Origin of the sequence: Streptosporangium heterodermiicola, assembly GCF_051390675.1 — a bacterium.
GTDB lineage: Bacteria > Actinomycetota > Actinomycetes > Streptosporangiales > Streptosporangiaceae > Streptosporangium.
On sequence record NZ_JBPJSR010000001.1, the window covers coordinates 123,720 to 149,719 of the forward strand.

Annotated in this window: 10 protein-coding genes; 1 reads left to right on the plus strand and 9 read right to left on the minus strand. The window is 74.0% G+C overall.

From position 1 onward, the window contains the following. Positions 1 to 31: 31 nt before the first annotated feature. The 7 genes from ACSC1Q_RS00470 to ACSC1Q_RS00500 all read right to left on the minus strand — a co-directional run bounded on the left by ACSC1Q_RS00470 (position 32) and on the right by ACSC1Q_RS00500 (position 23,313). Entirely contained in the window at positions 32 to 1,330 is a 1,299-nt protein-coding gene (locus tag ACSC1Q_RS00470) for an activator-dependent family glycosyltransferase (protein ID WP_436756623.1), read from the minus strand. Positions 1,331 to 1,742: 412 nt separating this feature from the next. Continuing rightward, complete coding sequence (locus ACSC1Q_RS00475) at positions 1,743 to 4,301, minus strand: ABC transporter permease (RefSeq protein WP_436756624.1); 2,559 nt, start codon at positions 4,299 to 4,301, stop codon at positions 1,743 to 1,745. Next, positions 4,301 to 5,101: an ABC transporter ATP-binding protein gene (locus tag ACSC1Q_RS00480; protein ID WP_436756625.1), complete on the minus strand. Its 801-nt coding sequence runs from the start codon at positions 5,099 to 5,101 to the stop codon at positions 4,301 to 4,303. Before ACSC1Q_RS00480 ends, ACSC1Q_RS00475 begins: the two co-directional genes overlap by 1 nt. Positions 5,102 to 5,253: 152 nt before the next feature. Beyond that, positions 5,254 to 18,399 carry an SDR family NAD(P)-dependent oxidoreductase gene (locus ACSC1Q_RS00485; RefSeq protein WP_436756626.1) on the minus strand — a complete coding sequence of 4,382 codons (13,146 nt, stop codon included), beginning with the start codon at positions 18,397 to 18,399 and terminating at the stop codon, positions 5,254 to 5,256. Positions 18,400 to 18,526: 127 nt separating this feature from the next. Next, positions 18,527 to 19,777 carry a type III PLP-dependent enzyme domain-containing protein gene (locus tag ACSC1Q_RS00490; protein WP_436756627.1) on the minus strand — a complete coding sequence of 417 codons (1,251 nt, stop codon included), beginning with the start codon at positions 19,775 to 19,777 and terminating at the stop codon, positions 18,527 to 18,529. After that, positions 19,774 to 21,300, minus strand: a complete 1,527-nt coding sequence (locus ACSC1Q_RS00495; protein ID WP_436756628.1) for an AMP-binding protein — start codon at positions 21,298 to 21,300, stop codon at positions 19,774 to 19,776. Before ACSC1Q_RS00495 ends, ACSC1Q_RS00490 begins: the two co-directional genes overlap by 4 nt. Before the next feature lie 468 nt (positions 21,301 to 21,768). Next, complete coding sequence (locus tag ACSC1Q_RS00500) at positions 21,769 to 23,313, minus strand: AMP-binding protein (RefSeq protein ID WP_436756629.1); 1,545 nt, start codon at positions 23,311 to 23,313, stop codon at positions 21,769 to 21,771. 264 nt (positions 23,314 to 23,577) lie between these two features. On the opposite strand from ACSC1Q_RS00500, the gene ACSC1Q_RS00505 reads away from it, so the two are divergent. Further along, positions 23,578 to 23,826, plus strand: a complete 249-nt coding sequence (locus ACSC1Q_RS00505; RefSeq protein ID WP_436756630.1) for an acyl carrier protein — start codon at positions 23,578 to 23,580, stop codon at positions 23,824 to 23,826. A gap of 96 nt (positions 23,827 to 23,922) precedes the next feature. On the opposite strand, the gene ACSC1Q_RS00510 is transcribed toward ACSC1Q_RS00505, so the two are convergent. Together ACSC1Q_RS00510 and ACSC1Q_RS00515 are read right to left on the minus strand one after the other, a co-directional pair. After that, complete coding sequence (locus ACSC1Q_RS00510; RefSeq protein ID WP_436756631.1) at positions 23,923 to 24,873, minus strand: ACP S-malonyltransferase; 951 nt, start codon at positions 24,871 to 24,873, stop codon at positions 23,923 to 23,925. Between the two features lie 4 nt (positions 24,874 to 24,877). Next, positions 24,878 to 25,777, minus strand: coding sequence for a proline iminopeptidase-family hydrolase (locus ACSC1Q_RS00515; protein WP_436756632.1), 900 nt, complete (start codon positions 25,775 to 25,777; stop codon positions 24,878 to 24,880). Positions 25,778 to 26,000: the final 223 nt, after the last annotated feature.

The window sequence follows — 26,000 nt, forward strand, 5'->3', positions numbered from 1 at the left end:
CCGGTAACCGGCGTCGCGCGGGAAGGGAGGTTCAGCCGGCCGCGGCGGGCGAGCCGGTCCCCGCCCGGTGGCGGGCGACCAGTTCCTCCAGGTCGCCCACGAGGTCGTGCGGCGTCGGGGTGGCCTCGGCCACCCGCCTGATCCGGGCGGCGTTCTCCCGGAACGACGGCTCCCCGAGCAGCCTCTGGAGGTTCTCCCTGAGCGTCCGCGTCGAGAGGTCCTCGGGCTGGACGACCAGGCCGGCGCCCTCCTCGGCCAGCTGCTTGGCCATGCCGCCCTCGTCGTAGAGCTTCGCGGGGACGACGAGCTGCGGCACGCCGTGCGCCATCGAGGTGCCGAACGTCCCGGTGCCACCGTGGTGGACGATCGCCGAGCAGGTGGGCAGCAGCGAGTTGAGCGGGACGTAGTCGACGATCCTCACGTTGTCGGGCACCTTCAGGTCCGGGTCGAGCTGGTCGGCGTTCAGGGTCGCGACCACCTCGACGTCGAGGTCGGCGACGGCCTCGAACAGGTCGGCGGCCCCGATGCTGCCGTTCCCGCCCCACATGTCGCGGCCGGACACCCCGAGGGTGAAGCAGACCCTGGGCCGCCCGGGGGCCTTCGCCCGCAGCCAGTCGGGGACGACGGCCGGGCCGTTGTAGGGGACGTAGCGGACGGGCAGGTAGTCGTGCTCGACGGGGAAGCGCGTCCAGACCGGCATCGAGTCGATGGTGGCCTGGCCCAGGATGACGTCCTCGTCGAACGCGCAGCCGTACCTGGCCAGTTTGGCGGTGACCCAGTCGGCCACCGGGTCCTCGTCGCCTGCCTCGGGCCGCTCCGCCCTCATCCGCAGGAACAGCGAGCGCATCCGCCCCCAGTGGTCCCTGCCGAAGGTCGAGCGGACCTGCGCGGCGCCGCAGGCGAGGGCCGCGACCGGCCCCGGGAAGGTGATCGAGTCCCAGACCACCAGGTCGGGCCGCCACTCCCGGCAGAAGGCGACCATGTCGTCGTACATGGAGTCGTCGGTGATGAGGTCCAGTGCCAGGGGGGAGGCGAAGGCGGCCGTGCAGTCGCGCACGTACTCGTAGGTGAGGACCTCGGGCCGCTCCTCGGCGATGTCGTAGCCGGAGCCGAAGATCTGCTGGTCGGCGGGGATGCTCGCCAGCCGCTCGGCGATGTTGGACGGCTCCCCCACCGGCACCGCGGTCAGGCCGGTCCTGGTCACGTCGTCGACGATGTCCGGCTGGACGGCGACGACGACCTCGTGACCCGCCGCCTTCATCGCCCACGCGATGGGCACCACGAGGAAGAGATGGGCGGCGGCGGCGTGCATGGTGAACAGGACACGCATGAAGACTTCCTCCGAATGATCAAGCGGCACGATCTATCAGATGCCTGCCGCGGGGCCGGCGGACTCGCTCTCGTACCTCGCGGCGGCGTTTCACGGTTTCCGGAACGGCCGGAGAAGCAGGCCCGTCCGTCACGGCCGGGAAAGCTGGTCCGTCCGTCATGGGCGGAGAAGCTGATCCGTCCGTTTCCGTCCACCGTTTTCCACGCTGAATCAATGAGCACGCTACCTACGCCCCTACGGTGAAACCGACCCCTAGCGCACCCCTCAGCCTCCCCTGAGGAAAGGCCGGGACCGGCCCCGCGGCGGCGCCGCCGCCGGGGCGGCACGGCCAGGTCAGGGGGTGTGGGGGCGCGCGAAAACGCGCCGGGGCGCCCCCTCTGGGGAGGCGCCCCGGCGCGGAAGGGGTCTCCCCCTACGGGTCGGCGGGACGGACGGCCACCACGGGCCGCGAGCGGGTGGCGACCCAGGCGGGCGACAGGGCTCCCATGAGCGCCGACAGTCCCGCGGAGCAGACCACGATGACGTAGAGCCACACCGGCCCCGAGGGCAGCGGGGAGCCGCTGACGGCGATGGTGAAGGGCAGCAGGGCGGGCACGAAGACCACCGTGCCGAGCACGACGCCGATGACGGCGACCAGGACGCCCTCGATGCCCATCATCCGCAGGACCTGCCCCCGGCTGGAGCCGACGAGCCGCTGCAGCCCGAACTCCCTGCGCCGCCGCGCCGCGCCGGCCGCCTGGGTGCTGATCACCGAGATCACGACGAAGGCGAGCGTGATCCCGGTGAACAGGCAGTCGACCCACCCCCGCGTCCGCTGCCGCTCGGTGCCCACCGAGGACAGCACGCCGGCGTCGGTCACCCGCAGCCCCGGCACGGCCCTGACCGACCCGGCCAGCGCGGCGGTCACCCGGGGGACGTCGGCGGCGGAGGCCGAGCGCACGAGGATCTGGGGCGGCAGGCCTGCCGTGGTGTGCGCCGCCAGCAGCCGCGCGGGCATCAGGATCGTCTCGGCGCCCGGTTTCGCCGCGAGCAGCGCGACCACCCTGAGGCCGACCACGCGCCCGTCGCCCAGGCGCATCCCGACCGTGTCGCCGAGACCCCGGCCGAGCTGCCTGGCGTGCCCCTCGGCCAGCGCGACGGTGTCGCCGCGCAGCTCCGCGAGCGTGCCGGCGGTGAGCCTGAACGCCGTGACGAGCCCGGCGGCCTCCGCGGTGACCCCCTGGACCGGCCAGCCGTCCTCGCTCTGCCAGGCGTCGTAGGGGCTCTCCAGGAACGCGGTGCCGGTGACGAACTCCGACGCCCCCGCGACGCCGGGCATCGACCGGACCCGGTCGAGCAGCCCGGCGGCCAGCCCGCCGGACTCCGCGGTGAGCACGGCGTCGGCGCGCAGGCTGCTGACGTACGCGCGCTCGGCCGCGTCGGCGGGGGTCGTCTGCAGGTAGACGTTGGACAGGGCGATCCCGGTGATGAGCATGATGGGCGTGGTCGCGGCGGCCACCCGGACGGTCCGCGCCCTGGCGTTGAGGATCGCGAGGTGCCCCATCTGGCCGAAGACCGCGCGTACGGGGTGGCGGAGCACCTCGGTCATCACGCTCGTCATGAGGGGGGCGGCCAGGGTCAGCCCCACGGCCAGGGTGAACACGGCGAGGAAGACGGCGCTCACCGCGGGCGGGCGGGGCGTCACCGCCGCCGAGACGGCGAGCGCGGCGCCCCCGCCGAGGCAGAGCAGGGCGACCGCCGACCGGACCGGGCCGAGCCTGCGCCCCTGGGGCACGGCGTCCGCGGGCCTGTCGACGGCCGGGACGAGCGACGCCCGCCTGGCCGGGAGGAACGTCGCGGCCGCGGCGGCGAGCAGGCAGGTGACGGCGGTGGCCAGGACGGGGATCCAGCCCTGCTGGAACGGCATCACCCCGGGGACCACCCCGTCGTCGACCAGCCGCAGGAACAGCCGGTGGCCGAGATAGGGGCCGACCAGGCAGCCCGGCACGACGGCGACCGCCGAGACCGTCATCGCCTCGCCGAACACCATGCGGCGGATCCGCGCCGGGGGCGTGCCCATCGCCCTCAGCAGCGCCATCTCCCGCCTGCGGTGCCCGATCGACATGCGCAGGGTGCCCGCCACGACGAGCACGGTGACCATGAGCGTCATCCCGGCGGTCACCCCGGAGATGACGACGAGGTTCTCGCCGCCCTCCCTTCCGCTCGGGAACTCGGCGACCCCGCGGTCGTCCCCGGTCAGGACCACCGCGGCCTGGCCGCGCAGCGCGGCCTGGACGCGCGGCCTGAGCGCCCCGGCGCCGGTCCCCGGCGCGGGCAGGACGGCGGCGGCGTCGACCGTGCCCGGGTGGCCCGCCAGCCGCCGCGCGTCGGGCGCGGAGAAGAACATCGCGGCCCCGGCGACCACCCGGCCGCCCGCGGGCGCGGCGACACCGGTCACCCGGTAGGTCTCCGCGACGCCGCCGACCGCGACCTCGACGCGGTCGCCAGGCCGCGCGCCGGAACGCCCCGCGAGCACGGAGTCGAGCACCACGTCGCCCGGCCCGGCCGGTGCCGTGCCCGCCCTCAGCTCGTACGGCGCGAGCACGGCGGAGCTCCAGTCGTGCCCGGTGCCGGCGGGCCGCTCCCCCCGCAGGACGGCGACGGGGAACGACAGGTCGCCGATGACCTGGCCCACCCCGGGAACGGCCCGCACCGTGTCGAGCAGGCCGGTGCCGAGACGTACGCGCTCGGTCAGGCGCGTCCAGTCGGTGTCGTCGTCACGGGGGTCGGCCTTGGGTAGCGCGTAGGAGGGGTCTCCGGCTATCACGATCGGGGCCCCGGCCAGGCGCTGGGGCGGCACCACCTCGCGCACACCGGTCTCCATCAGCGCCCCCGCCGCCGAGATGATCACGGCGCCGAGGAACATCGCGGTGAACAGCGCGGCGAAGGCGTCCTTGCGGAAGGCCAGCGTGCGCAGGGCGAGGCGCCACATCAGCTCGCGTTCCCCCCGTCGGTGCCGGGCGGCCTGTCCCAGATGCCGAGGTAGGTCATCCGCTGGATCACCGCCCTGTCCACCGGGAGGTCCAGCTCGTCGACGACACGCCCGCCGGAGAGGAAGACGACGCGGTCGGCGTAGGAGGCGACGAGGGGGTCGTGGCTGGCCATCAGGACCGTCTGCCCGCTCTCGCGCACCGCCTCCTGGAGCAGGCCGAGCACCTCGTCGGCGGCGCGGGCGTCCAGCCCCCCGGTCGGCTCGTCGGCGAAGATCACCTCACGGCGGGCGACCAGGGCGCGGGCGACGGCGACCCGCTGGCGCTGGCCGGCGGACAGCTCGAAGGGCCGGTGGCGCATGTAGTCGACGAGCCCCACCCTGCGCATCACGTCGACGAGCAGCGAGGGGTCGGCCGTCCGGCCCGCGAGGGTGAGGGGCAGGGTGACGTTCTCCTCCACGTCCAGGGCGGGAAGCAGGTTGAACGTCTGGAAGATGAAACCGATCCGGTCGCGGCGCAGCCTGAGCAACGCCGCCTCGTCGAGCCCGTTGAGCTCCTCGCCGCCCAGGAGGACCGTTCCCGAGGTGGGCCGGTCGAGACCGGCCGCGCACTGCAACAGCGTGCTCTTGCCCGACCCGGACGGCCCGATGATCGCGGTGAGACTGCCGCGCGGGCAGCCGATCGTCACACCGCCCAGCGCGACGACGGCGCCCGTCCCGCTCCGGTAGGTCTTGCGTACCGAGTCAAGCCTGACGATCTCGTCGACTCCCTTACCCTCCGTGTTCGTCCATTCGGTGTCCATGAGGCGAAGCGTAATCATCGAGCGGTGGCCTGCATATCGGTCTGAGGGCCCATAACGCTCATCCCTGCGGTGGGTGGTTGTGAGGGCGCGGTGGTCCCGGGGCAGGAGCCCCTCGCGCGAGGCGCGAGGGGGCCGACCCAGGTCGAAACCTGTCACAGCTCGCTGTCGAGGATGTCGAAGAGCTCGTCCGCGGTCGCCGAGCCCAGCTCGGGCGCGCCCGCCCGCACCGTCTCCCCGCCGCGTGTCTCCAGCCATCTGGAGGTGAGCGCGCGCAGCCGGCCGGCGATCCTCTCGTGCTCCGCCGGGTCGGGCGCCGCGCTCTCCATCGCGTGCTCCAGCCGGGCCAGCTCCGCCTCCAGCGTCGTGGCGGGCGGTTCGTCGGCGACCAGTTCCGTCCTGATGTGGTCGGCGACCGAGGCCAGGGTCGGGTAGTCGAAGATGAGGGTCGCGGGCAGCCGCACCCCGGTGGCGGCGCCGAGCCGGTTGCGCAGCTCCACCGCGGTCAGCGAGTCGAAGCCCAGCTCCTTGAACGGCCGGAGCGCGTCGACGGCGTCCCCGTCCTCGTGGCCCAGGACGGCGGCGACGTGGGTGCGCACCAGGTCCAGCAGCAGGCGGTCGCGGCCGGAGGCCGACAACGACTCCAGCCGCTGCTGCAGCGACTGCTCGGCCGGGGCCGGGGCGGCCTCGCGGGCCACCCGCCTGGTCCTGGCCGCGACCAGGCCGCGCAGCATCGCCGGTGGCGCGTCGGCGCGCGAGCGCAGCGCCGCCAGGTCCAGCCGGACGGGCGCCAGCGCGGCCTCGCCGAGGACGAGCGACTCGTCGAACAGCGCCAGCCCGGTCTCGGCCGTCAGCGGCAGCAGGCCGGAGCGCCGTACGCGCCGCAGGTCGGCCTCGCCCAGCTGGGCGGTCATGCCGCCGACCTCGGGCGCCCACATGCCCCAGGCCAGGGAGACCGCGGGCAGGCCCGCGGCCCTCCTGTGCTCGGCCAGCGCGTCCAGGAAGACGTTCGCGGCGGCGTAGTTGCCCTGCCCGGCGCCGTCCAGCGTCCCCGCCGAGGAGGAGAACAGCACGAACGCCGACAGGTCGAGGCCGCGGGTGAGTTCGTGCAGGTGCCAGGCGGCGCCGGGCTTCGGCCGCCAGACGGTGTCGACCTGGGCGGGCGTGAGGGAACCGACGACGCCGTCGGCCACGACCCCGGCCGTGTGGACGACCGCGGTGAGCGGGTGGCTAGCGGGCAGACCGGCGAGCAGCGCCGTCAGGGCGTCCCGGTCGGAGACGTCGCAGGCGGCGACGGTGACCTCGGCTCCCAGCCCGGCCAGCTCGTCGCGGAGCCCTTCGGCGCCCGGGGCCTCGATGCCCCGCCGCCCGGCCAGCAGGAGGTGGCGGGCACCGTGGCGGGTGACGAGGTGCCGCGCGACGAGGGCGCCGAGCCCTCCGGTGCCGCCGGTGACGAGCACCGTGCCCTCGGGGTCGAGGGGGACGGGCACGGTGAGCACGAGCTTGCCGACGTGCCTGGCCTGCGCCATGAACCGGAACGCCTCGGGGGCGTGCCGCACGTCCCAGCTGCGGACCGGCGGCGGGGTGAGCGCCCCGCGCTCGAACAGCCGGACCAGCTCGGCCAGGATCTCCGCGGTCCGGTCGGGGCCGGCGTCGGAGAGGTCGAAGGCCCGGTAGGAGACGCCGGGATGCTCCGCGGCGACCTCCTCGGCGAACCGCACGTCGGTCTTGCCCATCTCGGCGAACCGGCCGCCGCGCGGCAGCAGGTCCAGGGAGGCGTCCACGAACTCGCGGGCCAGCGAGTTGAGGACGACGTCGACGCCGCGCCCGCCGGTGGCCTCCAGGAAGCGGCCCTTGAAGTCCAGGTCCCGGGAGGAGGCCATGCGGTCGTCGGCGACGCCCAGGGCCCGCAGCGCGTCCCGCTTGCCGTCGCTCACGGTGCCGAACACCTCGGCGCCCAGATGCCTGGCCAGCTGCACGGCCGCCATGCCGACGCCGCCGGCCGCCGCGTGCACCAGCACCGACTCGCCCTCCTTGAGACCGGCGAGGTCGACGAGGCCGTAGTAGGCGGTGGCGAACACGGCGGGCACCGCGGCGGCCTCGGCGAAGGTCCAGCCCGCGGGGATCGGCACGACCATGCGCCGGTCGACCACCGCGTAGGGGCCGAAGCCCGCGTCGACGAGGCCCATCACGCGGTCGCCGGGCGCGAGGCCGGTGACGCCGGGCCCGACCTCGGTGACCACCCCGGCTGCGTCGGCGCCCAGGTCGGCCCTGCCGGGATACATGCCGAGAGTGATCATGACGTCGCGGAAGTTCAGGCCACCGGCGCGGATCGCCACCCGCACCTGGCCGGGCTCCAGCGGGCGCTCGTCGGCGTCGCACGGGGCCAGCGCCAGGTTGTCCAGCGTGCCCTGCGTGGTCACCTCCAGGCGCCAGGCCCGCGCGCCGGACGGCGGCTCCAGCATGCCCGCCGCCCGCGCCCTGGCCAGGCGCGGCGCCACCGCCTGCCCGTCACGCAGCGCCAGCTCGGGCTCCCCGGCCTCCAGTACGGCGGGCAGCGCGCGGTGGGAGGCGTCGGTGCCGTCCACGTCGACCAGCAGGAACCGGCCGGGGTTCTCCGCCTGCGCCGCGCGGACGAGGCCCCACAGGGGTGCCTGCGCGAGGTCGGGCGGGCCGTCGCCGAACCCGCTCCTGACCGCGCCGCGGGTCACCACCGCGAGCCTGGTCCCGGCGAGGCGGTCGTCGGCCGGCCAGGCGCCGAGCAGGTCGAGGACGCGGAGCGTCGCGGCGCGCGCCGCCTCGGGCTCGGTCTCCTCCGATCCCGCCCTGTCCTCCCAGGTGGAGACCAGCACGGTCCCCGGCCTGGACCGCATGGCCCGCAGCGCGTCGAGACCGCCGACGAAGGTGGCGTCGAGCCCGGCGGCGCGCAGGGACCTGCCCAGCTCGCCGTCCTCGGTGCCGAGGACGGCCCACTCCCCGCCGCCCGCGACGGCGGGCACGGCCGTCCAGTCCACCCGGTACAGCGACTCGCGGACCGTGTCGCGGGCGGCGCCGAGCCGGTCGCCGGAGACGGGTCGCATGACCAGCGACCCGATGGTGACCACCGGGGCGCCGGTGACGTCGGCCACCTGGAGCGAGGCGGTGCCGGAGGCGTCCCTGGAGACCCGTACCCGGACCGACGAGGCGCCGGTGGCGTGCAGCGCGACGCCGCTCCAGGCGAACGGCAGCTCGACCGCCTGGTCGGGCGCGGCCTGCCCGCCGAGCTCGATGGCGTGCAGCGCGGCGTCCAGCAGCGCCGGGTGGATGCCGAACAGGGAGGCGTCGGCGGCGACGTTCTCGGGCAGCGCGACGTCGGCGAACACCTCGCCGTCCCGGCTCCAGGCGGCGCGCAGCCCCTGGAAGGCCGGGCCGTAGCCCGCCCCCTCGGAGGCCAGCCGCTCGTACAGGCCGGTGAGGTCGACGGGGGTGGCGCCCGGCGGCGGCCACGCGGCGAGGTCGAAGTCACCGGCGGACCCGTCGGCCCCCGAGGGGGCGAGGAAACCGGTGGCGTGCCGGGTCCACGGCTCGTCGCCGGCCCCGGCCCGCGAGTACAGTGACAGGGGGCGGCGCCCTGAGTCGTCGGCACCGCCGACGACCGCCTGGAGCGCGACGCCGTCCCTGCCGGTCAGGACCAGCGGGGCCTCCAGGGTGAGTTCCTCGACGGCCTCGCAGCCGACCTGGGTTCCCGCGCGGACCGCCAGCTCGACGAAGGCCGTGCCCGGTACAAGGACGTTGTCCAGGATGGTGTGGTCGGCCAGCCAGGGGTGGCTGCTCAGCGAGACCCGCCCGGTCAGCACGGCGCCGCCGGACTCGGGCAGCGCCACCACCGCGCCCAGGAGGGGATGCTCGGCGGAGACCTGGCCCAGGCCGGTCGCGTCACCGGTGAGGCCGCCGGTCTCCAGCCAGTAGTGGCGGTGCTGGAAGGCGTACGTGGGCAGCTCCACCCTGCGCGGCACCTCCACACCCGCCGCGCTCGCCGCGTCGGTGAAGAAGGCCTCCCAGTCCACGGCCACCCCCCGGGCGTGCAGAGCGCCCAGCGCCGCGACCAACTCCGACACCTCGCCACGATCACGCCGCAACATCGGCACGAACACGGCCCCGGACTCCGTGCCGGAACCGTTCATCGCCGACGCGCTGGCGGTGAGGCACTCCTGGCCCATCGCCGACAACACCGCGTCCGGACCCGCCTCCACGAACGTCCCCACCCCCGCCGCCTCCAGCACCGCGATCCCATCGGCGAACCGCACCGCCTGACGCACATGCCGCACCCAATACTCCGCCGTCCCCAACTCCTCCCCCGCCAACGCACCCGTCACGTTGGACACCACCGCGACCCGCGCCGGAGCGTAGGACACCCTCTCGGCCACCGCCCGGAAGTCCGCCAGCATCGCCTCCATCCGCGGCGAATGAAACGCGTGACTCACCCGAAGCCGACGGCTCTTCCTCCCCAGACCACCGAAATGCTCCGCCACCTCCGCGACCGCGTCCTCATCACCGGACACCACCACCGACGTCGGGCCGTTCAACGCGGCGATCCCCACCCGGGTCCCGCCGGCGTCAACGGACGACAGCACCTCCAGCACCTCGGCCTCGCCAGCCTGCAGGGCGACCATCGAGCCGCCCTCGGGCAGCGCCTGCATCAACCGGCCCCGCGCCGCCACCAGAGCGCACGCGTCCTGCAGCGACAACACCCCCGCCACATGCGCCGCGACCAACTCCCCGATCGAGTGCCCCAGCAGGTAATCCGCCCGCACCCCCCACCCCTCCAAAACCCGGAACAGCGCCACCTCCACCGCGAACAGCGCCGCCTGCGTGTAGACCGTACGATCCAGCGACGCCGCCGCCTCAGAGCCCGCCTCCGCGAACAGCACCTCACCCAACGGCCGCTCCAGCAACCCCTCGAAGTGACCGCAGATCTCCTCCACCACCACCGCGAACCCCGGAACCAACCGGGACAACTCCCGGCCCATCCCCGCCCGCTGCGAACCCTGACCCGAGAACAACACCGCCAACCGGCCATCACCCACCCGGCCCCGCACCACACCCGGAGTCGAACCGTTCTCGGCCAAAGCCGACAACCCACGCACCACCCCCGCACGATCCCCGCCCACCACCACCGCACGATGGTCGAGCGCCGCCCGCGTCGTCGCGAGCGAGTACGCGGTGTCCAGCAGGTCCAGGTCCCCGCGCTCCTCCAGGAACGTCGCCAGACGGGAGGCCTGCGCCCGCAGCGCCTCCTCGCTCCGCGCCGACACCAGGAGCGGCAGCGCCGCCGTCTCCACCTCGGGCGTACCGACCGGCTCCGCGTCCCCGGCAGGGGCGGGGGGCTGCTCGATGATGAGGTGGGCGTTGGTGCCGCTGATGCCGAAGGCGGAGACTCCCGCGCGGCGCGGGTGGCCGTTCTCCGGCCACTCGACCGGCTCGGTCAGCAGCGACACCGCGCCCGCCGACCAGTCGACGTGGGACGTCGGAGCGTCCACGTGCAGGGTCCTGGGCAGCAGGTTGTTGTGGATGGAGAGCACCATCTTGATGACGCCCGCGACGCCCGCGGCGCACTGGGTGTGGCCGAGGTTGGACTTGATCGCGCCCAGCCAGAGCGGCCGGTCCTCGGGCCGGCCCTCGCCGTAGGTGGCGAGCAGGGCCTGGGCCTCGATCGGGTCGCCCAGGGTGGTGCCGGTGCCGTGCGCCTCGACGGCGTCCACGTCGGCGGGCGAGAGGCCGGAGTTGGCCAGCGCCTGGCGGATGACCCGCTGCTGGGAGGGGCCGCTCGGCGCCGACAGGCCGTTGCTCGCGCCGTCCTGGTTGACCGCGCTGCCCCGCACCACCGCCAGCACCGGGTGACCGTTGCGGCGCGCGTCCGACAGCCGCTCCAGGACGACCATGCCGACGCCCTCGGAGAACACCGTGCCGTCGGCGGCGTCGGCGAAGGACTTGACGCGGCTGTCGGGGGCGAGGCCGCGCTGGCGGCTGAACTCGACGAACAGCTCGGGGGTGGAGACCACCGTCACGCCTCCGGCCAGCGCGAGAGTGCTCTCGCCACGGCGCAGGGAGTCGCAGGCGAGGTGGAGCGCCACCAGCGAGGAGGAGCAGGCGGTGTCCACCGTGACGGCGGGTCCCTCCAGGCCGAGCACGTAGGCGACCCTGCCCGACATCACCGAGCTGGAGTTGCCGGTGAGCAGGTAGCCCTCGACGCCCTCGGGCAGCGTGGCGAGCCCGGTGGCGTAGCCGGTGCTCGACGCCCCGACGAACACGCCGGTCGAGCTGCCCTTGAGAGCGTCGGGGGCGATGCCCGCGCGCTCCAGCACCTCCCAGGCCGCCTCAAGCAGCAGCCTCTGCTGCGGGTCGGTGGCGAGGGCCTCGCGCGGCGAGATGCCGAAGAAGCCCGCGTCGAACTCGCCCGCCTCGTGCATGAAGCCGCCGCCCCTGGCGTAGCTGGTGCCGTGCCTGGCGGGGTCGGGGTCGAAGAGCCGGTCCAGGTCCCAGCCCCGGTTGGCGGGGAAGTCCGAGATGGCGTCGCCGCCCTCCTCCAGCAGCCTCCACAGCGCCTCGGGCGAGTCGACGCCGCCCGGGTAGCGGCAGCTCATGGAGACGATCACGATGGGGTCGTCGTCCACCGGCGCGGCGGCCCGCACGAGCGGATCCGCGGCCCGCGCGGGGACGCCCGCGCCGAGCAGCCTGCCCATGAGGTGCCCGGCCAGCGCGACGGGGGTCGGGTAGTCGAAGACCAGGGTGGCAGGCAGGCGCAGCCCGGTCGCGGCGTTGAGCCGGTTGCGCAGCTCGATGGCGGTGAGCGAGTCGAAGCCGAGCTCCTTGAAGGCGCGGCCCGACTGCACCGAGTCGGCGTCGGCGTGGCCGAGCACGGTGGCGGCCTGCGTACGGATGAGGGAGACGAGCACGCGCTCGCGCTCGGCCTCGGGCAGGCCGGTCAGCTGGCGCAGCAGGGGGGAGCCTCCAGCGGCGGAGGTCGCGGGCGCCGTCACCTCGCGGCGGGCGGGGGCGCGGACGAGGCCGCGCAGGAGTGCGGGCGGCGTGCCGTTCGCGCCGCGCAGGGCGGCGAGGTCGAGGTGGATCGGCACCAGCAGGGCCTCGTCGACGGCGGCGGCGGCGTCGAACAGCGCGAGCCCCTCCTCCGACGACAGGCCGCGGGCGCCGGACTGCTCCATGCGGGCGACGTCGGCGTCGCCCAGGTGCGCGCTCATGCCGCTGCGCTGGTTCCAGAAGCCCCAGGCCAGCGAGACCCCGGCCAGGCCGTGAGCCCTGCGGTGCGCGGCCAGCGCGTCGAGGAAGCTGTTGGCGGCGGCGTAGTTGCCCTGTCCGGCGTCGCCGAAGACCCCGGCGGCCGAGGAGTACATGACGAACGCGGACAGGTCGAGGTCGCGGGTGAGTTCGTGCAGGTTCCACGCCGCGTCCACCTTGGGCCGCAGCACCGCGTCCACCCGCTCCGGGGTGAGCGTCTCGATGACGCCGTCGTCGAGGATTCCGGCGGTGTGGACGACTCCGGTCAGCGGGCGGTCGGCCGGGATCTGCGCCAGCAGCGCGGCCAGTGCCGTCCGGTCGGCCACGTCGCACGCGGCCACCGTCACCCGCGCGCCGAGCGCGTTCAGCTCGGCCTCCAGCTCCGCCACCCCCTCGGCCTCCCGGCCCCGGCGGCTGGTCAGCACCAGATGACGCACCCCATGCGCACCCGCCAGGTGACGGGCCACCAAACCACCCAGCGTGCCCGTACCACCGGTCACCAGCACCGTGCCGTCCGCGCCGAACACCTGCGGCATCGTCAACACGATCTTGCCCACGTGCCGCGCCTGCGACAGGAACCGGAACGCCTCCGCCGACCGCCGCACGTCCCACGACCGCACCGGCAACGGCCGCAGCACCCCGCGCCCGAACAGGTCGAGCACCTCGGAGAACATGTCGCGCAGGCCGTCGAACCCGGCCTCCATCAGCGAGTACGGAAGATAGTCGACCCCGGCGTGCGCGGCGGCGACCTCCTCGGGGGTACGCAGGTCGGTCTTGCCGATCTCCAGGAACCGGCCGCCCCTGGGCAGCAGGCGCAGGGAGGCGTCCACGAACTCGCGGGCCAGCGAGTTGAGCACCACGTCCACGCCCCGGCCTTCCGTGGCCCGCAGGAAGTGTTCCTCGAAGTCCAGGTCGCGGGAGGAGGAGATGTGCTCGTCGTCCAGGCCCAGCGACCGCAGCACCTCCCACTTGGCCGGGCTCGCCGTCGCGAACACCTCCGCCCCGAAGTGCCGGGCCAGCTGCACCGCCGCCATGCCCACCCCACCGGCACCGGCGTGCACCAGCACCGACTCGCCGGAGGCGAGACCGCCCAGCCGGACGAGCCCGTAGTAGGCGGTGAGGTAGACCACCGGGAGGGCCGCGGCCCGCTCGAAGGTCCAGCCCTCCGGGATCGGCGCCAGCAGCCGCCTGTCGGTCACCCCGACCGGGCCGAACGCCCCGTCCAGCAGGCCGAACACCCGGTCACCCGGTGAAAGGTCCGCCACCCCGGAACCGACCTCCAGCACCACACCGGCGATCTCCCCGCCGATGGGCTCGTCGTTCTCGGGCACCATGCCCAGGGTGACGACCAGGTCCCGGAAGTTGAGCCCGGCGGCGCGGATGGAGACCCGCACCTCGCCGGGCTCCAGGGCCCGGCCCATCTCGGGGGCCGGGACCAGCGTCAGGTCCGTCAGGCTTCCCTTGACCGGCGCGTCCAGCCGCCACTCGGCCACCCCCGCCGGAGGCACCAGCCCGCCACCGGACGCGGCCCGCGCCAGGCGGGCGGCCAGCACCCGGCCCGCCCGGACGGCCAGCTGGGGCTCGCCGGAGCCCGCGGCGGCGAGCAGGGTTCCGGCCTGCGCGTCCTCCTCGTCGAGGTCCAGCAGCACGACGCGGTCGGGGTTCTCCGACTGGGCGGAGCGGAGCAGGCCCCACACCGGGGCGTTCGCCAGGTCGCGGACGTCCTCGCCCGGCCCGGCCGCGACCGCGCCCCGGGTCACCACGACGAGCCGCGCCGACCCGAACCGCTCCTCGGCCAGCCACTCCCGCACCACCGCCAGCGCCCGGTACGCCGCCGTCCGCACTCCCTCCGCGACACCCTCGCCATCGAGAGGCCCGAAGGAGACGAACACCAGGTCGGGGACCACGCCCGAATCCGCCAGCGCGTCCAGGTCCTCGAACCCGCCGGCCACCGCACCGGCCGCGCGCAGGCCGTGCGCGTCGGGGCCGAGCAGGACGGCCCGGCTCTCCCCGGGTGCCTCCACCACGGGCAGTACGGTCCAGTCGAGGCGGAACAGCGAGTCGTGGTGGGAGGTGGCCGCGGCGGCGAGCTGCCCGGAGGAGACCGGCCGCGAGACCAGTGACCGTACCGACGCGACGGCGGCCCCCGAGGGGTCGGCCAGCCGCAGCGAGACGGTGTCGGGGCCGTCCGACCACAGCCGTACCCGCACGGCGGCGGCGCCCGTGGCGTACAGGGAGACCCCGGACCAGGCGAAGGGCAGGCTCACCCCGTCGGCGGCGCCGTCCAGCAGCGACTCGGCGTGCAGGGCGGCGTCCAGCAGCGCCGGGTGGACGCCGAAGCGCTCGGCCTGCGCGCCCATCCCCTCGGGCAGGGAGACCTCGGCGAAGACCTCGTCGCCGCGCCGCCACGCCGCCCGCAACCCCTGGAAAACCGGGCCGTACCCGTAGCCCTGGCCCGCCAGCCTCTCGTACAGGCCGTCCAGGTCCACCGCCGTCGCGCCCGCGGGGGGCCACTCGATGAGGTCGAACACCTCGGGGGACACGGGCGCGGCCACGAAGCCGGTCGCGTGCCGGGTCCAGGGGATGTCGAGCGGGGCGTCCTCGGGGCGGGAGTGGACGGCGACCGGGCGCCTGCCCGTCTCGTCCGGGGCGCCCACCGACACCTGCACCTGGACACCGCCGCCGCCCGTCAGCACCAGCGGCGCCTCCAGCGTCAGCTCGTCCACCGTCCCGCACCCCACCTGGTCACCGGCGCGCACCGCCAGCTCCACGAACGCCGTACCCGGCAGCAGCACCGTGCCGGAGGCGGCGTGGTCGGCGAGCCACGGGTGGGTCTGGAGCGAGAGCCTGCCCGCGAACAGCACCCCGTCGGAGTCGGCGAGCATCACGGCCGCGCCCAGGAGGGGGTGGTCGGCGGCGGTCAGCCCGGCCGAGGTGACGTCACCGCCGGAGGTCCCGGCGTCCAGCCAGAAGCGCCGGTGCTGGAAGGCGTACGTGGGCAGCTCGACCCGGCGCGGCCCGTACGGGCCGAACACCGGGTCCCAGCTGACCGGGAGGCCGCGGACGTGGGCCTCGGCGAGCGAGGCGAGGAAGCGGCGCGGGCCACCCTCGTCGCGGCGCAGGGAGCCGAAGGCGAAGGCGTCGGCCCCTGCCTCGTCGACCGCGTCCTGGACGCTCATCGCGAGCACCGGGTGCGGGCTGGACTCCAGGAACACGCGGTGCCCGTCGGCCAGCAGCGTCTGGACGACCTGGTGGAACTCGACGGGGTAGCGGGCGTTGCAGAACCAGTACTCGGCGTTCAGCCCGGCGGTGTCGTGCAGGCCGCCGGTCACCGTCGAGTAGAAGGGGATGTCGCCCGTCCTCGGGGAGACCGGGGCGAGCATCTCCAGCAGGCGCTCGCGCAGCGGGTCGACCTGGGCGCAGTGCGAGGCGACCGAGGAGGCCACGACGCGGGCGCGCACGCCGACGGACTCGCACTGGGCGACCAGCTCGGCCAGCGCGTCGGAGTCGCCGACCACCGTCGAGGAGAAGGGGCCGTTCTTGCCGCCGACGGACAGCTTGCCGTGCCAGTGGGCGAGGCGGCGTTCGAGCTCGGTGGCGGGCAGCGCGACGGCGGCGACCCCGCCCCTGCCCAGCAGGGTCTCGGCGAACAGGCGGCTGCGCAGCACGATCACGCGGACGGCGTCGGCCAGCGACAGGCCCCCCGCCACGTACGCGGCGGCGACCTCGCCCTGCGAGTGGCCGACGACGGCGGCCGGCCTGACGCCGTGGGACTCCCAGAGCGCGGCGAGCGAGACCATCACCGCGAACAGCACCGGCTGGACGACCTCCAGCGGCTCCAGGGTGGGCGCGCCGGGGGCGCCGCGCAGCACGTCGAGCAGCTTCCAGTCCACGTAGGTCTCGATCTCCGCCGCGCACTCCTCCATCTTGCGCGCGAAGACCGGGGAGGAGTCGAGCAGTTCCACGGCCATGCCGGTCCACTGGGACCCCTGGCCGGGGAAGACGAAGATCGGGCGCACCCCGGCGGGGGCGACGCCCTCGAACACGCCGGGGGCGGCCTCGCCCTCGGCGAGCGCGGCCAGTCCGGCGAGCAGCTCGTCGTGGCCGGACGCGACGACCACCGCGCGGTGGTCCCACGTCGACCGCGTGGTCAGCAGCGAGTGCCCGAGGTCGACCAGGCCGGCGAGGTCGAGGTCGAGGTCCTCGCGGTCCTCCAGGTGGGCGGCGAGGCGCGCGGCCTGGGCCCGCAGCGCCGGCTCGCTCCTGGCCGACAGCGCCACCGGGACCGCCACCGGCACCGCGACGGGAACGCCGGGCTCGGGGAGGGGGTCGGCGGCCGGGGCCTCCTCCAGGATGACGTGCGCGTTGGTGCCGCTGACGCCGAAGGAGGACACCGCGGCCCGGCGCGGGGCGCCGTCCTTGTCCCAGGGAAGGTCCTCGGTCAGCAGCTCGACCGCGCCGAGGGACCAGTTGACGTACGGGGAGGGCGCGTCCACGTGCAGGGTGCGGGGCAGCACGCCGTGCCGCATCGCCATCACCATCTTGATCACACCGGCGGAACCGGCCGCCGCCTGGGTGTGGCCGATGTTCGACTTGATCGAGCCCAGCCGCAGCGGCGGGGCGTCGCCCCGGCCGCGCCCGTAGGTGGCCATCAGGGCGTGCGCCTCGATCGGGTCGCCCAGCTTGGTACCGGTGCCATGCGCCTCGACCACGTCGACGTCACCGCTGGTGAGACCGGCGTTGGCCATCGCCTGGCGGATGACCCGCTCCTGGGAGGGCCCGTTCGGCGCGGTCAGCCCGCTGCTCGCGCCGTCCTGGTTGATCGCCGAACCGCGGATGACCGCCAGCACGGGGTGGCCGTTGCGGAGCGCGTCCGACAGCCGCTCGACCACGATGACGCCGACGCCCTCGGAGAAGCCCGTGCCGTCGGCGGAGGAGGAGAACGCCTTGCAGCGGCCGTCGGCGGCGATCACGCGCTGCTTGCTGAACGCGGTGTAGGTGCCGGGGGTGGACATCACGGTCACGCCGCCGGCCAGGGCCAGGGGGGTCTCGCCCGTCCGCAGCGACTGGCAGGCGAGGTGGATCGCGACCAGGGAGGCGGAGCAGGCGGTGTCGACGGTGAGCGTCGGCCCCTCCAGGCCGAGGGAGTAGGCGATGCGGCCCGACACGACGCTGGTGGCGTTGCCGGTGACCAGGTAGCCCTCGATCTCGCCGGGGGCCTTGTCCAGCCGGGGGCCGTAGTCCTGCGGCTCGGCGCCGATGAACACGCCGGTCTGGCTGCCCTTCAGCGAGCGCGGGTCGATGCCGGCCCGCTCGAAGGCCTCCCACGCGGTCTCCAGCAGCAGCCGCTGCTGCGGGTCCATCGCGACGGCCTCGCGCGGGTTGATCCCGAAGAAGTCGGGGTCGAACTCGGCGGCGTCGTGCAGGAAGTGCCCGACGCGGGCGTAGGTGGTGTTGGACTTCTCCGGGTCGTCGTCGAAGAGACGCTCAAGGTCCCAGCCCCGGTCGACGGGGAACCCGGTGGTCGTCTCGGCGCCCTCGGTGACGATGCGCCACAGCTCCTCGGGGGTGGCGACGCCTCCCGGGTAGCGGCAGCCGATGCCGACGATGGCGATCGGCTCGTCGGAGCCGACGGTCGCGCGGACCTCGGAGGTCTCCTCGGCGGCCATGTCGTAGACCTCGGTGAACAGGTACACGGCGACGGCGGCGGGGGTGGGGTGGTCGAAGGCGAGCGTCATCGGCAGTTCCGCGCCGATCGTCTCGGCCAGCCGGTCGTGCAGCTCGACGGCGGCGAGCGAGTCGAAGCCCATCTCCTGGAACGCCTGGTGGGGGTCGACGACGTCCGGCGCGTACGGCAGCACGGTGCGCAGGATCTCGACCGTCAGGTCGTGCACGAGCTCGACCAGGAAGCCGAGCTGCCGTTCCGCGGGGAGGTCCGCGCGGGGGAACTCGAACGCCGAGGCCTCTCCCCGCCCGCCGCCCGCCGCGCCGGAGGTGCCAGAAACGAACTGCTCGGACTCGCTCATCCGTCCACTCCACGTCGTCGTGTGAAAAAGCCGTATCGATCTTCGAAATCCGCCGGAGCCGCCCGCCTTGGCGCGGGACGGCCCCGCCGGGCCGCGCGGCCGGACCCCGGCCGCGCGCCCGGTTGGGTCAGCTGTACTTCCGGACGAACTCGACGCGGGAGGCGGACACGACCTCGCCGCCGCGCGTGACGACCTCGGCGGGCGCGGGGCGCCCGAGGAACATCAGCAGGCTCGCGGTCATCCCGTACGCCCCGGCGTTGGGGATGCTCACCACGTCGCCGGGCTTGAGCACCGGGAGCCGCACGTTCTTGCCGAGGAGGTCGCCCGGGGTGCACAGGGGGCCCGCCAGGGTCGCGACCTCCAGCCCGTCCGGGCCGTCCGGGCCGGCCCCCTCGGGCAGGGCCTCGTCGTCCAGCCGCACGGACACCGGCAGCAGCCGCCCGAGGCCGGACATGCCGCCGAGGGTGTTGATACCGGCGTCGAGGATGACGAACTTGCGGCCCCGGCTCTCCTTGACGTTGACCACGGTGCACAGCAGCTCGCCGGAGTCCCCGACCAGGTGGCGGCCGGACTCGCAGGCGATCTCCGGGACGCCCTCGCGCCAGTGCGGGAAGTGCTCGTCGAGGATGACCTCCAGCTCCGCGCGGAGGTTCGGGTACGCGGGACGCTCCCCCGGCGACAGGTAAGGGGCGGCGAAGCCCCCGCCGATGTCCAGGAGGCGGATGGGCAGGCCCGTCTCCCGCTGGAGTTTCGCGGCGACCGAGATGGTGTGGCGGAACTCCCCGACGAGGCTCTCCTCGTCCTTGGCGTTGCTCAGCGAGAACAGGTGCGCCCCGGCCAGCCGGGTGCCGGGCACCGCGCTCAGCTCGGGCATCAGCTCGGGCAGCGTCTCGCTGTCGATGCCGAACTGGGACGGCGTGCCGGTCATCCTGATGCTGGTGGCCGCGCTCGACGTGGCGCTGTTGACCCGCAGCAGGCAGTCGACCACCACGCCGTGCTCGGTCGCCACCTCGCCCACGTGCTGCAGGTCGGTGGGCGACTCCACGGAGAACGAGTTCACCCCGGCGCCGATCGCGGTCCGCAGCTCCTCGTAGGTCTTGCCGGGGCCCGTGTAGAGGATCTGGGAGCCGCGGAAACCGGCCTCCAGCGCGGCGGTCAGCTCCCCGGTCGAGCTGATCTCGGCCAGGCAGCCGCGCTCGCCGTCGCCGCGCAGCGCGCGGGCGATCTCCGGGTGGGGGTTGGCCTTGAAGGAGAAGAACAGTTTGAAGTTCTCCGGCAGCGAGGACAGCAGGGCGTCCCTGGCGGCCGTCACGCGGTCGAGGTCGTAGACGTACAGCGGGGAGCCGTACTGGGCGACGAGATCGGCGTTCCTGCTCATCGCGCGTCCTCCAGCAGCAGCGTCAGCTGCTTGCGCTCGTTCTTGCCGTTGAGGGTGAGGGGGAACTTCTCCAGCACGTGGCAGGCGGCGGGCACCTTGGGAGGTTCCAGCCGCAGGGCGAGCTCGCGCAGCACCGCGTGGGGTGCCAGGTCGCTCTCGACGAACACCACGAGGTCGCGGTCCTCGTCGGGGGGCAGGGCCACCGCCGCCCGGACGCCGGGGACGTCCATCGCGGCGGCCTCGATCTCCACGGTGCTCATCCGGGTGCCCTTGCGCTTGAACATGTCGTCGCGGCGCCCCTGGAAGTAGAGGTAGCCGTCCTCGTCGAGGCGGCCGTAGTCGCCGGTGTGCAGGCGCGCCTCTCCGGTCTCCGGGTCGGGGCGGTAGGCGCGCGCGGTCAGCACCGGGTCGCGCCAGTAGCCGGCCATCACGTTCGGCCCGGCGACGACGATCTCCCCGATCTCCCCGGCGGGCAGCGGGCGGCCCTCGCCGTCCAGGATCAGCACCCGGGTGCCCGGCAGCGGCCTGCCGGACGCGCCGGGGCGCTCCCGGTCCAGCTCCGGTTCCATGATCGTGACGCGCTTGCACTCGGTGATGCCGTACATCCGGACCACCCGCGCCCCGGGGAACGACTCGTGCAGGCTGTCGATGGTCGCGGCGGGCAGCGCCGCGCCGGTGTTGGTGAACATCCGCACGGCGGGCGTGGAGCCGGGGGCGCGCCTGGCCAGCGTCGCGATCATCGAGCCCAGGGAGGGAACGACCGGCACGACGGTCGCGCCGCAGTCGCGGATCTGCGCGAGCAGCACCAGGTCGGGCCCGTCGCCGGCCAGCACCAGCTCCGCGTGGCCGAGGGCCGACAGGAAGATCTGGTACAGGCCGTAGTCGAAGGACATCGGCGGGCGGCAGAAGACCACGTCGCCCGGCCGGTAGCCGAGCACCGCGTTGATGGCGGAGGCGGCGTAGACGACCCGCGCGTGCGGGCACACGACCGCCTTCGGCGCGGCCGTGCTGCCCGAGGTGTAGATGAGGATCGCGACGTCCTCAGGCACGACCTTGACCGGCTCGTGCCCGGCGGGCAGGCCGACCCGCTCCTCGACCTCGGCCCAGATCTCGTCGATGTCGTGCACGGGCACGGTGGCGAGGTCCCGTACGGCCTCGCCCGACTCCCCGGAGCCGATGATCAGGGCGGGCCCGGAGTCCTCCAGGACCGACCGCAGGTGGAAGGGCTTCATGCCGGGGTTCAGCGGTACGAGGATGGCGCCGCGCCTGGAGACGCCGTAGACGATCGGGACCATCTCCCGCCGGTTGGGGAGCTGGACGATGACCCGGTCACCGTGGCCGACCCCCCGGGCCGCGAGCCAGCCGTCGAAGGCGTGGCTGAGCTCCTCGACCCGCCGGTAGTCCCAGCCGCCCCGCGAGTCGCGGACCGCGGCGTCGACGGGCCTCGCGGCCGCGGCGTCGTCCAGCAGATTGTGTATGAGATCCGACCGCAGGGGCGGCGCCCCGGGAATCAAGCCGTCCAACGTGACTCTCCCGTCCCTGGAAAAGAAAAAGGGAATTATTTCCGGCGGCCCATTCATTTACTTCACGATTGGACCAGACAAATCCACGGAAACGTTACCTCGGGTTTCCTCGCGACCCCTACCCCCTACGCCCCCCTAAGAGTCCGGGGGGTGCGTTCCGGCACTGGGGTCCCTTTCTGGGGTCCCTTTTCGGGGGCGCTTTCACGGGGCGCCTTTGCGGAGGTCTTCGCGGGGTGCCTTTACGGGGGGCCTTTGCGGAAACCCCGGCGCCGCGGGCGCGCGGATTCGAGGTCGTGGGCCTGCCGGATTCGAGGCCGCGACCGGCATTGGAGCCGGAGCGGGACCCCGTGCCGCGACCGATGCCGGGGCCGGAACGCGAACCGGTACCGGGATCAGGATCGGGATCGGGATCGGAGCGCGAACCGGTACCGGTGCCGGTGAGGACACCGGTACCGGCTCCGGGCCGCGTCACGCGGGCCGCGACCTTCCCCCGTTGACGAGCAGGTCGGCGGCCCGGCCGCGCAGGTCGAGGCGGTCGACCTTGCGGTTGGGGTTCAGCGGCAGCTCGTCCATGTGCCAGTAGTGGCGGGGGATGATGCCCGGCGGCAGGATGTCGCGGAGCCGGGCGGCGAGGTCCGCCGGGCGCGAGGGCCTCCCGGTGTAGAACACGACCAGCTCGGTGACCCCGTTGATGGTGCCGCTCACGGTCACCGCGTCCTCGACCCCGTCGCACAGGCAGAGGGCGTGGTCGATCTCGGCGAGCTCCACCCGCCAGCCCTGGACCTGCACCTGGGCGTCGGCCCTGCCCAGGTAGACCAGCTCGCCGTTGGGCGCGCGGCGGATCCGGTCGCCGGTGTTGTACCAGGTACGCCCGTCGCGCTCGACGAACCGGCCCTTGTCGTCGGCGGGGTCGAGGTAGCCGGGGGTGGTCTGCGGCCCGGTGATCCACAGCTCGCCCTCGTCGGGGTCGGCCTCGCCCCGGTCGTTCAGGAGCAGGTGGTCGTGCCCGTCGTTGACGGCGCCGATCGGCGACATGCCGTTGACGCCCAGACCGGGCGAGGTCTCCGGGTCCCAGCGGTGACCGGTGATGGTGATGGTGAGCTCGGTCGGCCCGTAGAGGTTCTCCAGCGTGGAGGAGGGCGCGGCCCGCTGCCAGTCGGCGGCGTCGGCGCACTTCAGGGCCTCTCCGGCGAAGAGGCTCCAGCGCAGGCCGGGCAGCGCGTCCGGCTGGAGGCCGCTGGTCCTGCGGACCATCGAGATGGCGCTCGGCGTGGAGAACCACACGGTGACGCCCTGCTCGGCGAGGAACGCCGGCAGGTCCCGGTAGGCGTGCGGCGGTACGACGACCACGCTCGCCCCCGCGCCCCAGGCGCAGAACAGGTCGAACATCGCGCAGTCGAAGGTCAGGTCGAAGGTCTGCGAGAAGACGTCCCCGGGGGTGAAGTCGTAGCGCCGGTCGAGGAAGGCGAAGTAGTGGGCGGTGTTGGCGTGGGTGATCGGCACCCCCTTGGGACGGCCGGTGGACCCCGAGGTGAACAGCACGTACGCCACGTCGGAGGGGTCGACGGGGCGGGGGCGCGCGAGCGCGTGCGCGGGGTCGGGGGCGGCGGCCCCCGGGTCCAGGACCGCGACGTCCAGCCCCCCGGCCCGCAGTTCGGCGGCCCGCGCCGCGCCCCGGTCGTCGACGACCAGCGCGGAGATCCCGGCGGCCTCGATCATCTGCCGGGTACGGGCGGCGGGGAAGTCCGGCTGCAGCGGCACGACGGTCACCCCGGCGAACAGGCCGGCGAGGATGCCGACGTAGGAGGTGGCGCCCTTGGCGGCGAGCACCCCTACGGCCCGGGGCGGGGCGGGGGTGGCGCGCAGCAGCGCCCCCGCCCACAGCAGCGCGGAGCGGTGGGCCTCGGCGTAGGTGACGGCGGTGCCGCCGACGCGGAAGGCCACCCCCTCTGGGGACGCCTCCAGACCGCGCAGAAAACGCGAGTAGAGCGCGTGGGAGGTTTCTGTGTTCATTTCCGTCCTCGGATCTCGATGAGCGCCCATAAATGTTCGGATACACCTCGCGGAAAACACCGGATTAACTCCGCGAATTCCGGTTGGAATGGTGGACACCGGCGCGGGCGCGCGCTACATTCAGCGGAAGAGGGGCTGAATCCGCAGTAGTGCCCGATACGGGCGCCGCCCCAGGGGCGAATTCCGAGAAACGCGACCCAGGTTGCCGTTCTTTTTCGCGCGCCCCCTCATCGCGACCACCGTTGAGAAGGGAAATCGATTGCCATGTGGGACGATCGTTTCGAGGAGATCCTGCGCCGGCAGCTCCCCTTTCTGCCCCCCGAGGAGAAGCTCGGCGAGGACGGCAGCCTGGCGGGCTTCGGGCTCGACTCGCTCGCCATCGTCGAGCTGCTGGCCACGCTGGAGGAGGAGTACGGCGTGCGGTTCCAGGACGACGCGCTGACCATGGAGACCTTCGAGACCCCCGGGACGCTCTGGAGGACCCTGTCCGGGATGCTCAGGCCCGTCGCGTGATCCGCCGGGGCCCGCGGGCACGTCCCCCCGGACCCGCGGGCCCCTCCTGGACGGATCCCCTTGGACGAGCTGGACGAGTACGGTGAGCCGCTCACCTCACGCACCGGAGGGCCGCGCCGGCTGCGGCGCCATCGCCACCCGTGGGTTCACCGGGACGACGGTGAAGTTCCTCTTCGTGACCGGCACCCGCCCGAACAGGCTGTCCTGACCGGCGACGCAGACCCTGGCCACACCGAGCCTCCGCAGGGCGGCCACCACGTCGGGCCAGCGCAGCGCCCGCACGAAGCCGTCGAGCAGCATCGTCCGCACCTGCTCCCCCGTCGTCAGCACCGTCCCGTCGTGGTCGTCGACGACCGGCAGGCGGGGGTCGGCGAAGCTCAGGCCGTCGAGGACCTCCTCGGCCGCCTTCCTCCGCAGCGGCTCGAACGCGGCCGAGTGCATCGGGGGCCGCATCGTGTAGAGCGAGAGGCCGCCGACCGAGCGGATCCGCTCCTGCAGCCACTCCACCCGCCCCTCGCGCAGCGACAGCATGTGGAAGTCGTGGTCGATGTGGCAGGACAGGTCGTGCCACTCGCCGTACCCGTCCAGCTCCGCCAGCAGCTCCCGCAGCCTGGGCTCGGGGACGCGTACGAAGGAGTGGGTGACGATGTCGGTGTGCTCGCGGGCGAAGTACTCCTCGGTGACGCGGGCCAGCCCGGCGGTCATGCGCACGGCGTCCTCGAAGGACAGCGCCCCCGAGTAGGCCGCGGCGGCCTTGCCGCCGAAGCTGGGGCCCGCGCACACCTCGGGCTCGATGCCCAGCTCCCGGCCGGCCCAGTCGGCCAGGGCCAGGCAGTTGACCATGAACGCGACCTGCGCCGCCTCGGTGTAGTCGTCGCCCGAGTCGCGGAAGCGGCCGGTCAGCGAGTAGCCGAGCGCGTCGTCGGCGAGCGCGACCAGCCGCCGCGCGGAGGGGTTGTCGAGCATGAACGCCGCGACGTCGGTGAACTTCGTGGGGCCCATCCCGGGAAAGACGATCGCGGTGGCGGCCTTGGCGCCGGTCTCCATATGGCTATCCCAAACTCTTGAGGAACTCGGTCATGACCGCGGTGAAGCGCTCCGGCTCCTCCAGGTGCGGCGTGTGGCTGGAGTTCTCGAAGATCTCCCAGCGCGCACCGGGGATGAGGTCGGCGTACGGACGCACCGTGACGGGGGTGGCCTCGTCGTGCCGGCCGGAGATCACCAGGGTGGGCACCTCGATGTCGGGCAGGAGGTCGACCACCCCCCAGTCGCGCAGCGAGCCGATCACGTGGAACTCGCTCGGCCCGTTCATCGCGTAGTAGACGGCGGGGTTGTTGTAGATCTCCATGAACGTCGCGAGGAACTCGCGCGGCCACGGGTCCAGCGTGCAGACGTGGCGGTTGTAGAAGACCATCATGGCGTCGAAGTACTCCTTGGAGTCCGTCGTGCCCGCGGCCTCGTGCCGGCGCAGCGTGTCGTCGACGCCTGGCGGCAGCCGGTCGCGCAGGACCCGCATCTCGCTCAGCCACAGCGGGTACGAGGCGGGCGCGTTGGCGACCACCAGGCCGCGCAGTCCCTCCGGCCTGGCGGAGGCGTGCGCCGCCGCGAGCAGGCCGCCCCACGACTGGCCGAACAGCACGTAGTCGTCGTCCACGCCCAGGCCGCGCAGCAGGTTGTCCAGCTCGTCGAGGAACAGCCGGGGTGTCCAGAAGCCCGCGTCCGCGCCGGGCAGGTGGGTCGAGCCGCCGTTGCCCAGCTGGTCGTAGTGGACGACGGGCCAGCCCGCCTCGGAGAGCGCGGCCAGGCCCACCAGGTAGTCGTGCGTGCTGCCCGGCCCTCCGTGCAGGGCGACCAGCGCGGGCCGCCCGGACCCGGGCGTACCGGTCACCCGGTACCAGGTCTTGTGCTCGCCGAACGCCAGGGTTCCCTTGACGCTGGGGGCGATGGACATGTGAACCTCCCTCACCGGGCCTGCCGCGTACCGGCGCCGGTGTCAGTGCCGATGCCGATGTCTGTGCCGGTGTCAGTGCCGGTGTCAGTGCCGATGCCGATGTCTGTACGAGTGCCGGTGCCGTCGGAGACGACCGGCCGATGCGGGGCTCGCCGGGAACGGCGGCCCCGGCAGGGCCTCGGCTCCCGGAGGCCGCGGAGGGCCGGGCGCCCTCGCGCGCCCG

Bases quoted from the DNA above. Each gene is read 5' to 3' on its own strand.
- ACSC1Q_RS00470 (WP_436756623.1), bottom strand. From the start codon at position 1,330: ATGCGTGTCCTGTTCACCATGCACGCCGCCGCCGCCCATCTCTTCCTC.
- ACSC1Q_RS00475 (WP_436756624.1), bottom strand. From the start codon at position 4,301: ATGTGGCGCCTCGCCCTGCGCACGCTGGCCTTCCGCAAGGACGCCTTC.
- ACSC1Q_RS00480 (WP_436756625.1), bottom strand. From the start codon at position 5,101: ATGGACACCGAATGGACGAACACGGAGGGTAAGGGAGTCGACGAGATC.
- ACSC1Q_RS00485 (WP_436756626.1), bottom strand. From the start codon at position 18,399: ATGAGCGAGTCCGAGCAGTTCGTTTCTGGCACCTCCGGCGCGGCGGGC.
- ACSC1Q_RS00490 (WP_436756627.1), bottom strand. From the start codon at position 19,777: ATGAGCAGGAACGCCGATCTCGTCGCCCAGTACGGCTCCCCGCTGTAC.
- ACSC1Q_RS00500 (WP_436756629.1), bottom strand. From the start codon at position 23,313: ATGAACACAGAAACCTCCCACGCGCTCTACTCGCGTTTTCTGCGCGGT.
- ACSC1Q_RS00505 (WP_436756630.1), top strand. From the start codon at position 23,578: ATGTGGGACGATCGTTTCGAGGAGATCCTGCGCCGGCAGCTCCCCTTT.
- ACSC1Q_RS00510 (WP_436756631.1), bottom strand. From the start codon at position 24,873: ATGGAGACCGGCGCCAAGGCCGCCACCGCGATCGTCTTTCCCGGGATG.
- ACSC1Q_RS00515 (WP_436756632.1), bottom strand. From the start codon at position 25,777: ATGTCCATCGCCCCCAGCGTCAAGGGAACCCTGGCGTTCGGCGAGCAC.